Here is a 9,984-nt window from a genome sequence, read left to right as displayed (position 1 = left end):
ATCGTGGAGGAATCAGCCGATCCGGACGACAGTGCCCCCGACCAGGGCTGCTCGGGCACGCTCGGCAACCCGGCGCTGAAGCCGCAGACCAACGTCAACCAGAACCTGTCGCTGGAGTGGTATGCCAATCGCGACACCAGCGTGTCGGTCGGCGTCTTCCGCCAGAAGGGCCTGATCGGAGCGCCCACCATCGGCGTCTTCCGCAACAACAACAAGGTGTTCGCCACCAGCAATGCGGTCGACCCGATCACCAGCACCCCGCTGAAGGACATCGACTTCTCGTTCGCCCAGTGGGACAACGCCCCGGCGTCGACCCGCCGCGGCCTGGAGCTTGGCGTGAGGACCGCCTTCACCTTCCTGCCGTCCATCCTGCGCTACACCGGCGTGGACGCCAATTACAGCCGCGTGCGTTCGACCCAGGGCGCGCCGACGCTGGACCTCATCAGCGGCGAAATCCTGCCGGTCGTCAACGAGCCGAAGTATTCGTGGAATGCCTCGCTGTGGTACGACGACGGCGGCTTCCAGGCCCGCGTGGCGATGCAGGTGGTGGCCGCGCGCTATTTCGTGTTCACGCCGAACACCGGAACCAGCGTGGGCGTTAACAACTTCCCGTCCATCGGCACCAGCTTCCGCGGCGCACCGACGAGCTACAACCCGGGTGCCCCCATCTTCGGCAGCCGCACCGCCTTCATTGACGCAAAGGTCTCCTATCGGTTCAAGAACGGCCTGGAGCTGTTCGCGGACGTCCGCAACCTCACCGGGGAGCGCACGCAGACCACGACGGGCGGCTATCAAGACTATGCCGACGGCATTCCCAGCATCTATGGCGATGGCTACAACGGCCGCCGCTACATGGTGGGCATGACGCTGCGCAGCCCGCGTTGAAATGAAACCCCTCGCCCAGTCTTGCCCCGCTGAACGCGGGCAAGCCCGGTCGGTCCCCCGGGGGGACGGCGATGCTCGCGGCATCGAGCCGCGAGCACATCGCCATGGCGGGCCGGCTTGGGAGCGGCCCGGCGCTCGGCCCGAATACCTGGGGCTCGTCGGCGTGGCGCTGTGCCTCGCGCTGGCCTGCCCGGCCAGCCAGGCGCAGTTGGCCGTCGCCAGTGCGCCTGCCGGGGCGCCCAACACGCTGGACGCCGTCAAGGTGACAGGCCAGCGCGACAAGAGCGTCGATCCGTCCATGATCGACGCCGCCAAGAGCAAGGTGCTGTCACGCGAATACGCGCGGTCCTGCGCCTTCATGAGCAGCTACTCGGCTGCCGACGACCCCGTCACGCTGGCCTACATGCGTGACTTCAAGCTGTCGGACAGCCCGTCCAACGAGGCCGAGCGCTTCAGCGACYTCAGCCCCGAAGGCAATGCCAAGACCGCCAGCGCTGGCAGCTCGCTGGAACCCGCCGTCGACACGGCGCCAGACTTGATGGCGCCCTCCACCGGGTGCGGTCCCGGCGACCGCCGCGCCGCCGCCGGCCGCAACTGGATCGCCCGCAAGGACAAGTCGCTCACCCAGGCCTTCGAGGCTTACGAAGCGGGCAACTACACCGAGGCCCGCGCCAGGTTTGAAGAGGGCTGGAAGAAGCTGGGCTATGAAGAAGCGGCCATGATGCTGGGCCGCATCCACCTGATGGGCCTGGGCACGCCGCGCAGCACACCCAAGGCCATCGAGTGGCTGCACGAAGTGGTCGACGCGTCCTACAACCCGGCCGCGGACCGCCTGAAGTTCGATCCCCAGAAGCCCGACAACATCAACACCCGCGTCGAGGCTTCGCTGCTGCTGGCGCGCATCTACCTCACCGGCCAGGGCACCAAGCGAGACCCGGTGCAGGCCTACAAGTGGTGGAGCAAGGCGCTGGACTACGGCTTCGAGCCCGCCGGCACGCTGCTGGCCCAGGCCCACCTCAGCGGCATCGGCACCAAGCCCGACGCCAAGCCCGCGCTGGCCTACCTGCAGGCCGCCGGCGAGGCAGGTGACGTGACCGCCCTGTACATGTTGGGACAGCTGTACCACCACCAACTGCCCGGCCAGCCCGACGGCGTGCCGCTGGACCTGCAGCGCGCCGGTGCCTACTTCGCCGCCGCCGCTAAGGCTGGCCACCTGGAGGGCACCTACGCCGCCGCACGCATGCTGGACCTGGGCGAAGGCATGCCCGCCGCCGCGCCGGAGCGCGCCGTCGTGCTCTACAAGGACGCCGCGCTGAAAGGCCATGCCGATGCGCAAAACGCGCTGGCCACGTTCTTCTACCGCGGCGAGGTCGTGCCGCAGAACTTCGCCACAGCCCGCCAGTTCTTCCAGGCCGCCGCCCAGCGCCGCCAGCCGGATGCGATGTTCAACCTCGCCGTCATGCTGGCGCAGGGCCAGGGCGGCGACAAGGACATGGCTGCCGCCTACGCCTGGTGCAGCCTCAGCAAATCCATGGGCCACGAGCAGGCCGCCGTGGCCCTGCCCAGCATCGCCGCGCGGTTGAGTCCGGACGAAAAGGCCCGCGCCGACGCGATGCTGAAACCGCCGGCGAAGAAATCCTGATCAGCCGCCTGCCGGCGCCGGATAGACGACCTCGACGACCTCGATCTTCTCGACGCCCACCGGCGTCACGAGATTGAGTTCGTCGCCAACGCGTGCCTTCAGCAGCGTGCGCGCGATGGGCGAGATCCAGCTGACCTCGCCGGCCAGGCTGTCGGACTCGTCGATGCCCTTGATCGTGATCGTCTTCTCCTCGCCCTTGGCGTTGGCATAGGTCACCGTCGCGCCGAAGAAGATCTGTTCGCTGCCGTAATGGACGCTCGGATCGGCGACCTCGGCGATGTCCAGTCGCTTGGTCAGGAAGCGCAGCCGGCGGTCGATTTCGCGCAGCCGCTTCTTGCCATAGAGGTAGTCGCCGTTCTCCGAGCGGTCGCCGTTCTTTGCCGCCCAGGACACGACCTCCACGACGCGCGGCCGCTCCACGTCCAGCAGCTCCATGAACTCGGCACGCAGCCGCGCATAGCCAGCCGGCGTCAGATAGTTGCGCGTGCCAGCTGGGAGCGCCGGCAGCGAGGGGCCGTCGCCATCGTCATCGTCGGCCGTGTCGGATTCCTTGGTGAAGGCCTTGTTCATGACAACATTGTCCGATGCATACCCCCTCGCCTGCCGGGCCGCTGACCGGACTCACCGTCGTCGAAATGGCCGGCATCGGCCCCTGCCCGCTGGCCGGCATGCTGCTGGCCGACCATGGCGCCGACGTCCTGGTCATCGAGCGCCCCGGTGGCCGAGTGCTGGATACCGGCACGGGTCTGGATCGGGGCAAACGACGCACCTGCCTGGACTTGAAAACGACGGACGGCCTGGCCGAGGCGCGTGCGTTGATCGAAGGCGCGGATGCGCTGATCGAAGGCTTTCGTCCCGGCGTCATGGAGCGCCTGGGCCTCGGGCCTGAGGTCTTCCAGACCAGCCACCCGCGCCTCGTCTACGGCCGCCTCACGGGCTGGGGCCAGACAGGGCCGCTGGCMCAGGCCGCCGGCCATGACATCAACTACGTCGCTGTGACGGGCGTACTGTCCGCGGCCACGCGTGCAGGCGTCGCTCCAAGCATCCCGGCCACACTGATCGGCGACATGGGCGGCGGCGCGATGTTCCTGGCCTTCGGCTTGATGGCCGCGCTGTGGGAGGCTCAGCGCAGCGGCCGGGGCCAAGTGGTGGATGCGGCCATGGTGGATGGCGTGGGCCTGCTGTCCAGCCTGCTGCATTCGCTGCGCGCCGCAGGCCGCTGGAGCGACAAGCCCGAACAGAACTTCTTCCTGCACAGCTCGCCCTTCTACGACTGCTTCGAATGCGCCGACGGACGCTTCGTGTCGATCGGCGCGCTGGAGCCGCAGTTCTATACCGAGTTGCTGCAGCGCCTGGGGCTGGATGATGTCGATCTCGCCGCCCAACAGGATCGCAGCCAGTGGCCAGCGCTGCGCGAGCGCGTGGCTTCGCGCCTGCGCGAGAAGACGCGTGATGAATGGTCTGCCCAGTTGGAGGGCAGCAACGTCTGCTTCGCGCCGGTGCTGACCCTGGCCGAAGCGCCGCTGCATCCGCATGCCCTGGCGCGCGGCAGCTTCACGCAGACCGAGAGCGGCCATTGGCAACCAGCCGCTGCACCACGCTTTTCGCGCAGCCGCTGATTCGGCGCCACAAAGAAAAACACCCCAGAGGCTTGAACCTCTGAGGTGTTTCCATTTCTTCTTGTTTTGGTGCGGCTGGCAGGATTCGAACCCACGACCCCTTGGTTCGTAGCCAAGTACTCTATCCAACTGAGCTACAGCCGCTGAAGCCTCACAGTATAGCCAGATTTTCAGGGGCCCGACAAGACTTTGGCGCTTTTTTAGAAATAGTTGGGGCAGCCGCCATCAAGGCAGGCGCGCGGCGGCCTCGAAGCAGCGCGCGCGGCGACTTTCGTCGCCTTCCTGCTCGGCCAGCGCCGCCAGTGCCAGCCAGCTGCGACGGCGGGCCGGGCCGGGCATCGTCACGTCCTCGGCTGCCGTCTCAAGCATCAGTCGCGCCTTGCCCCAGAGCTGGCGCTCCGCAAGAGCATGGCCCAGCGCATAGGCCAGAGCGCGCTCGCGTGGGAAACGCGACTGCGCGGACTCGAGGCGCTGCAGCCAGTCAGGCCCGCAGCCAGCCAGCACCGGCACGAGAGCATTGGCAAGCGCCGCACGGTCGTCAGACTGCAATTCGGCCAGATCATCGAAGAATGGCCGCAGCCAGCCGCGACCGTCGTCCGGCGCACCGAGTTGGCCGGCGCATTGCGCGGCACGCGCGGCGACGAGGGGATCACGGCGATCGGCTGGATCGAGCTGTTGCCAGATCGAGCGCAGCTGGTCGACATCACGCGCGCCGTCCAGCGCTTCGAAGGCCAGCGACCGCAACAGTCCCTGGGCAGCCACCTTGGAGAAGGCCTGATGCTTGGCGAGCAGGCGCGCGGTGCGCAGCGCATCCAGCGGCTGGCGAGCCAGGCGCGACGCCTGCAGCCGCAGGCGCAGGGCCTGGGTGCGGCGCGCGACACCGGGGGCCAGTTCGCCGAGCACGCTCAGTGCGCGCGTGGCGTCGCGGTCGTCCAGCGCCCATTCGGCGGCGAGCAGCCGAGCGCCGTCTTCCTGCGCGCGTGCGCCACTGGTGCGATGCGCCAGATCGAGGGCGCGCGCGAGCTGTTCGTCACGGTGGCGGCGGTCCTGCAAGCGGTGGGCACTGGCCGCGGCGAGCAAGTGGGCCAGGGCCATGAAGGACTGGTCGGCCGCCAGTTCGGGCGTGGCGGACTGGATGTTGAGGGCCTTCTGCGCCGCTTTCTGGGCGCGGCTGAAGCGGGCGCCGAAGAGCTCGACCAGAGCCTCGCGCAGGGCGAGCTGGGCACTGCGTTCACGCTGCGCCAGCCGCCACTCGCGGGCGCGCTTGGGCAGGGTCGTCAGCGCCTCGATGGCCTGGATGGCCGTGACGAGGGCGAAGCAGCTGGCGACCAGCAGCAGCAGGAAGAGATTGAGCGAGATGTCGACCCGCCAACCGGCCCAGTAGAAGCTGGCAAGACCGTCGTTGCTGCCCAGGGTCAGTGCCGCGACGACGGCGACGACGAAGAGCAGGACCAGCCAGATGACGAGACGCATGATCAGCGTCCTTTCATCGACCGGCCGCGGCGGCGGTCAGCGCAGCCAGCGTGTCATCCGGCCGCGGCACGCTGACCTGGCGCGCCTGGCCTGACACCTGGCGCAGCAGCTCGGCCACGCTGGCCACCTTGCGCGAACGGGTGTCGAAGTAGCGGTTCAGCATTTCCTGGCTGTCACGCAGGTCGGACTGGGCGGTGTCGAACTGGCGGCTCAGCAGCGCCAGGCGGGCATTCAGCAGGCGCAGCTTCAGGTTCTCGCGCAGGAAAAAGCTCTGATCGGGCGAGACCAGTGCCGCCTCGGGATGGTCGATGCGAGTCACGCGCAGCAGCGTGCGGGCTTCGCCCCAGACCACACCGGTCCAGCTGGAGAGTTGCTGCGTGGCCTGCCACCACCACAACGAGACCTTGCCGTCCGCCGCTGCGGCGGCCTGCTCGCGTTGCAGCTTCAGTGCACGCTCGCGCTCCTTGGCGGCATCGCCGTTGCGGTCGTCGCGCTGCTTGGGCGCGGCCTCGTTGCCCGAGACCAGCGGCAGTTCATCGGCCATGCGCACGACTTCGTCGAGCTTGATGGTCAGCGTGGACACGTCGACGACGGCAACCGCCTTGACGCGGTCCAGGTCGCGCGCGACGGCGCGGCGTATGCCTTCCATGCGCGGTTGCTTGTAGCGCAGCAGGCGCTCGTCGGCCTGCTTGAGCGTGGCCACCAGGGGTTCGGCGCTGCCGGTGATCTGGGTCTGCTGAAGGGCCACGCGGATGGCCGCCTCGATGTCGCCGACGACGTTCTCGTCCCGCGAACGGGACATGGACTGGATCAGCTCCTCCAACTGGCCGCGCTGCAGGGCGACCTCGGCCAGACGGGCGTCCAGCAGCGAGACCTTGGCGGCCGTGTCGCGCACCAGCTCAGCGGATTGCTTGGCAGCCAGCCGCGCCTCGGTGGCCTGCGCCTGGCTGGCCTCCTGGCGGCGCACCAGCTCCTGCTCCAGCGACTGCTGGCGCGACAGGCTCTGCCAGGCCAGCACGACGCAAAGCAGCACGGCGGCGCCCAGCAGGGCCAGCAGCCAGGGCAGCCAGACCGGCAGCGCGGGGGCGAAAGGGGACGGTGGCGGCGCGGCGGGCTCGGCCGCGGCGACAGCAGGGGGATTCAGCGCAGGCTCACTCACAGTGCGATGGATTCTGTCAGAGGCCTTTCAGGGCCTGAGTCACCGCTTCAGGGGCCGGTCGCGCCAAAACCACAGGATCGAAGCCGGCCGCCCGGGCAGCTTCGGCAATGCGGGCATGGGTGGCGATGGCGCGCTGCTGGTTCATGTCCATGCCTTGCAGGTGGCCGACGGCCTCGGCACTGCTGAACAGCCATACAAAGGCTGTGGGCTCTGCGCGAATGGCGTCCAGCAATGCCTGCTCGGCCATTTCGAAGCGGGGGCCGGCACGGTGATAGGTCGTCACGGTTTCGACGCGCGCGCCAGCGGCCGTCAGTTGCTCGGCCAGCCATTCGCGTCCGCCATCGCCGCGCAGCAGCAGCACCCGGGCGCCGGCCCAGGCACGACGGGGTGACAGTTGTTGCCAGAGGTGTTCGGAGTCCAGGCTGGCTGAGTCCGCTGCGGGCTGGACGATCTGGCCCGCGGGCACGCCGCGTTCGATCAACGCCTGGGCGCTGCCCGGCCCGACGCAGGCGGCCAGCGTGTGGCCTGGCCACGGGCGGTCGGCGTGGCGGAAGAACTGCTCGACGGCATTGGGACTGACGAAGACGGCCAGGTCCATATCGGGCAGGCTGGCCCAGGCCGCGACGACCGCTGCCGGATCGCGGGCCGGCAGGATCTCGATGAGGGGCAGCGCCACCGCCTCGACGCCGAGTTCGGCCAGGCGCGCCAGCCAGGCCGCGCACTGCGGCCGTGGGCGCGTGACGATGAGGGTCTTCATCCAGGCAGGTAGGAGCCTGCGCCCAGCTCGCGCAGGCGGGCCGCGGCCCGCTGGCCCAGGGCCCGGGCGGCATCGACAGCCATCACATCACCAGCGACGCTGGTACGCAGCAGCGGCGAGGTGTGGGCCTCGGCATGACCCAGGGCGGCGTCCAGGCACAGCGTGCCGCCCTGCCAATGGGCATGGGCCGCCAGCGGCAGGCTGCAACTGCCGCCCAGGGCGCGCGACACGGCGCGCTCGGCCTCGCAGGCCAGCTGGGTCGGCTGGTGGATCAGCTTGGCCAAGGCCTCGGCGAGCGCGGTGTCGTCGGCGCGAATCTCCAGGCCCAGGGCGCCCTGCCCTGCGCAAGGCAGCATCTGGTCGACCTCGAAGAAACCGCGCACGCGGTTCGCCAGGCCCAGGCGCTTGAGGCCGGCTGCGGCCAGCACGATGGCGTGGTAGCCGCCTTCGTCGAGCTTGCGCAGCCGCGTGTCGAGATTGCCGCGCAGAGGCTCGACGCGCAGGTCGGGCCGCAGGCTCAGCAGCTGCGTCACGCGGCGCAGGCTGGAGCTGCCCACGACGGCGCCCTCGGGCAGTTCGGCCAGCGAGGCGTAGTCATTGGAGACAAAGGCATCGCGCGGGTCCTCGCGCTCCAGCACGGCCGCAAGGACGAAGCCCTCGGGCAGCTCCATCGGCACGTCCTTCAGCGAATGCACGGCCAGTTGGGCGCGTCCCTCGGCCAGGGCCGTCTCCAGCTCCTTCACGAACAGGCCCTTGCCGCCGATCTTGGACAGGGTGCGGTCGAGGATCTGGTCGCCGCGCGTCGTCATGCCCAGCAATGTGGCGGTGATGCCGAGTTCCTCGGCGAGGCGGGCCTGCACATGCTCGGCCTGCCACAGCGCCAGGCGGCTTTCGCGCGTGGCGATGGTGATGGAAGTGGTCATCTGGCGATTATCGAGGCGGGCTGCGATAGGCCTGGGGTGGCTTGCCCACCAGCCGGCTGAAGTCGCGGGTCAGATGGGCCTGGTCGTAATAGCCCAGGCGCTGGGCCAGTTCGGCCAGGTCCAGCTCGGCGCCGCTGGCAAGCTGGTCGGCCGCCTCGTGCAGGCGGTAGCGGCGAATGACCCATTTGGGGCTGACGCCGACATAGTCGCTGAACCAGGCCTGCAAGGCGCGCATGCCCACACCCGCGTGCTCGGCCAGTTCGTCCACGCGGGTCAGCGTAGGGTCGCTCTGGGCCAGGGCCAGGATGGCGTTGAGCCGGTCGACCTTGGGGTCAGGTTCGCCGAGCAGCGGGCGCAGCAGGCCTTCAGCGGCGGCAATCATGCCGGCGTCGTCGGGCTGGCTCAGCACGGCTCGCTCGGCCTGGGCGTCATCCACGGGCAGCACGGCCGACAGCGGCAGGTGGATGTCGGTGATGGTGTGCAGCGGGCGCCCGAGCAGGCCGCGAAAGCCGCCGGGCCGAAAGCGCAGGCCCAGGCCGCGGTTGGCGCCCGTGAGCCGGTGCTCATACGAACCGCTGACGACACCGAAGACGGCGGTCAGTTCGGCATCGAAGACGATGTTGACGACCGGATAGGGCAAGGTGCGCTGCACGAAGTCGGGCTGGCCGCGCAGATCCCATTCGACGATCCAGTGGTAGTCCAGGAAGGGCGCGAGGTCGGGCGCGGGCTCGTAGCGGGCGAGGCGGAATTTGCGCTGCGCGGTGGCCGGGTCGACGACGCCCTTGGCCCGGCTGGTCACGGCGCGCAAACGGGTGGTGGCTGTCATGCGTGTTTTTCCAAGACGGCGGCAGGGGCCGCAGCCTACAACGGCGCCTCCTTCACTCCATCCCACATCGCCATGAGCCGCTTCGTCACCCTCTTCCACGCCACCAACAGCCGCTCCGCCGGCGTGCGCATCCTCGTCGAGGAGCTGCAGGCCGAACACGAACTGCAGGTGCTCGACCTGACCAGGAAGCAGCAGCGTGAACCCGCCTATCTCGCCGTCAATGCCATGGGCAAGGTGCCGGCCCTGCTGCACGACGGCGCGCTCATCACCGAGCAGGCCGCTGTCTACCTCTACCTGGCCGAGCTCTATCCCGAGCGCGGCCTGGTGCCACCGGTGGGCGACCCGCTGCGCGGCGCCTTCCTGCGCTGGATGGTGTTCTATGGCTCCTGCTTCGAGCCGGCTATGACGGACCGGGCTCTCAAGCGCGAGGACTGCCAGCCTTCCTGGTCGCCCTATGGCGACTTCGACAGCGTCGTGCGCCTGGTGCAACAGCAACTGGAGGACGGCCGGACCTGGTGGCTGGGCGAGCGCCTGACGGTGGCCGACTTCCTGTGGGGCAATGCGCTCGCCGACATGCTGGCCTTCAAGATGATGCCGGCGACGCCGGCCGTGGAGGCCTACGCGGCGCGCCTGCGGTCCCGCCCGGCCGCGCAGCGCTCCCTGGCGCTGGATGCCGTTCACGCTGATGGCATTGCTGCCC

At 69.1% G+C, this 9,984-nt stretch carries 10 protein-coding genes and 1 tRNA gene; 4 read left to right on the top strand and 7 right to left on the bottom strand.

Annotated features, from left to right (window positions below):
- On the top strand, positions 1 to 885 hold an 885-nt coding region (locus ACXJKR_RS15385), incomplete at its 5' end, for a TonB-dependent receptor domain-containing protein (protein WP_457323561.1).
- Between the two features lie 163 nt (positions 886 to 1,048).
- Positions 1,049 to 2,527 (top strand): tetratricopeptide repeat protein, encoded by a 1,479-nt coding sequence (locus ACXJKR_RS15380; RefSeq protein ID WP_457323560.1) that lies wholly within the window; start codon positions 1,049 to 1,051, stop codon positions 2,525 to 2,527.
- Here ACXJKR_RS15380 and greB read toward each other — a convergent pair whose 3' ends face one another.
- Positions 2,528 to 3,097, bottom strand: coding sequence for a transcription elongation factor GreB (gene greB, locus ACXJKR_RS15375; RefSeq protein ID WP_457323559.1), 570 nt, complete (start codon positions 3,095 to 3,097; stop codon positions 2,528 to 2,530).
- 14 nt (positions 3,098 to 3,111) lie between these two features.
- Here greB and ACXJKR_RS15370 point away from each other — a divergent pair, with 14 nt between their 5' ends.
- Positions 3,112 to 4,146, top strand: coding sequence for a CaiB/BaiF CoA transferase family protein (locus ACXJKR_RS15370; protein WP_457323558.1), 1,035 nt, complete (start codon positions 3,112 to 3,114; stop codon positions 4,144 to 4,146).
- Between the two features lie 67 nt (positions 4,147 to 4,213).
- Here the strand turns inward: ACXJKR_RS15370 and ACXJKR_RS15365 are convergent.
- The 6 genes from ACXJKR_RS15365 to ACXJKR_RS15340 form a co-directional block, all read right to left on the bottom strand.
- A tRNA-Arg gene (locus ACXJKR_RS15365) sits at positions 4,214 to 4,290 on the bottom strand.
- Positions 4,291 to 4,371: 81 nt separating this feature from the next.
- Positions 4,372 to 5,619 carry a heme biosynthesis HemY N-terminal domain-containing protein gene (locus ACXJKR_RS15360; RefSeq protein WP_457323557.1) on the bottom strand — a complete coding sequence of 416 codons (1,248 nt, stop codon included), beginning with the start codon at positions 5,617 to 5,619 and terminating at the stop codon, positions 4,372 to 4,374.
- 13 nt (positions 5,620 to 5,632) lie between these two features.
- Positions 5,633 to 6,778, bottom strand: a complete 1,146-nt coding sequence (locus tag ACXJKR_RS15355; protein WP_457323556.1) for a uroporphyrinogen-III C-methyltransferase — start codon at positions 6,776 to 6,778, stop codon at positions 5,633 to 5,635.
- Positions 6,779 to 6,794: 16 nt separating this feature from the next.
- On the bottom strand, positions 6,795 to 7,535 hold the full coding sequence (locus tag ACXJKR_RS15350; protein WP_457323555.1) for a uroporphyrinogen-III synthase: 741 nt from the start codon (positions 7,533 to 7,535) through the stop codon (positions 6,795 to 6,797).
- Positions 7,532 to 8,458, bottom strand: coding sequence for a hydroxymethylbilane synthase (hemC, locus tag ACXJKR_RS15345; RefSeq protein WP_457323554.1), 927 nt, complete (start codon positions 8,456 to 8,458; stop codon positions 7,532 to 7,534). Before hemC ends, ACXJKR_RS15350 begins: the two co-directional genes overlap by 4 nt.
- Before the next feature lie 7 nt (positions 8,459 to 8,465).
- Positions 8,466 to 9,284, bottom strand: a complete 819-nt coding sequence (locus ACXJKR_RS15340) for an AraC family transcriptional regulator (protein ID WP_457323553.1) — start codon at positions 9,282 to 9,284, stop codon at positions 8,466 to 8,468.
- Between the two features lie 66 nt (positions 9,285 to 9,350).
- Here ACXJKR_RS15340 and ACXJKR_RS15335 point away from each other — a divergent pair.
- A partial coding sequence (locus ACXJKR_RS15335; protein WP_457323562.1) for a glutathione S-transferase family protein occupies positions 9,351 to 9,984 on the top strand: 634 nt, incomplete at its 3' end.

Source organism: Roseateles sp. P5_E11 (genome assembly GCF_054049355.1).
Note: the sequence above shows the minus strand (reverse complement) of the source record. Positions and strands in the feature narration are given on the sequence as shown.

Excerpts from the sequence above, each read along its gene's own strand:
- greB (WP_457323559.1), bottom strand. The coding sequence starts at position 3,097 with ATGAACAAGGCCTTCACCAAGGAATCCGACACGGCCGACGATGACGAT.
- ACXJKR_RS15360 (WP_457323557.1), bottom strand. The coding sequence starts at position 5,619 with ATGCGTCTCGTCATCTGGCTGGTCCTGCTCTTCGTCGTCGCCGTCGTC.
- ACXJKR_RS15350 (WP_457323555.1), bottom strand. The coding sequence starts at position 7,535 with ATGAAGACCCTCATCGTCACGCGCCCACGGCCGCAGTGCGCGGCCTGG.
- hemC (WP_457323554.1), bottom strand. The coding sequence starts at position 8,458 with ATGACCACTTCCATCACCATCGCCACGCGCGAAAGCCGCCTGGCGCTG.
- ACXJKR_RS15340 (WP_457323553.1), bottom strand. The coding sequence starts at position 9,284 with ATGACAGCCACCACCCGTTTGCGCGCCGTGACCAGCCGGGCCAAGGGC.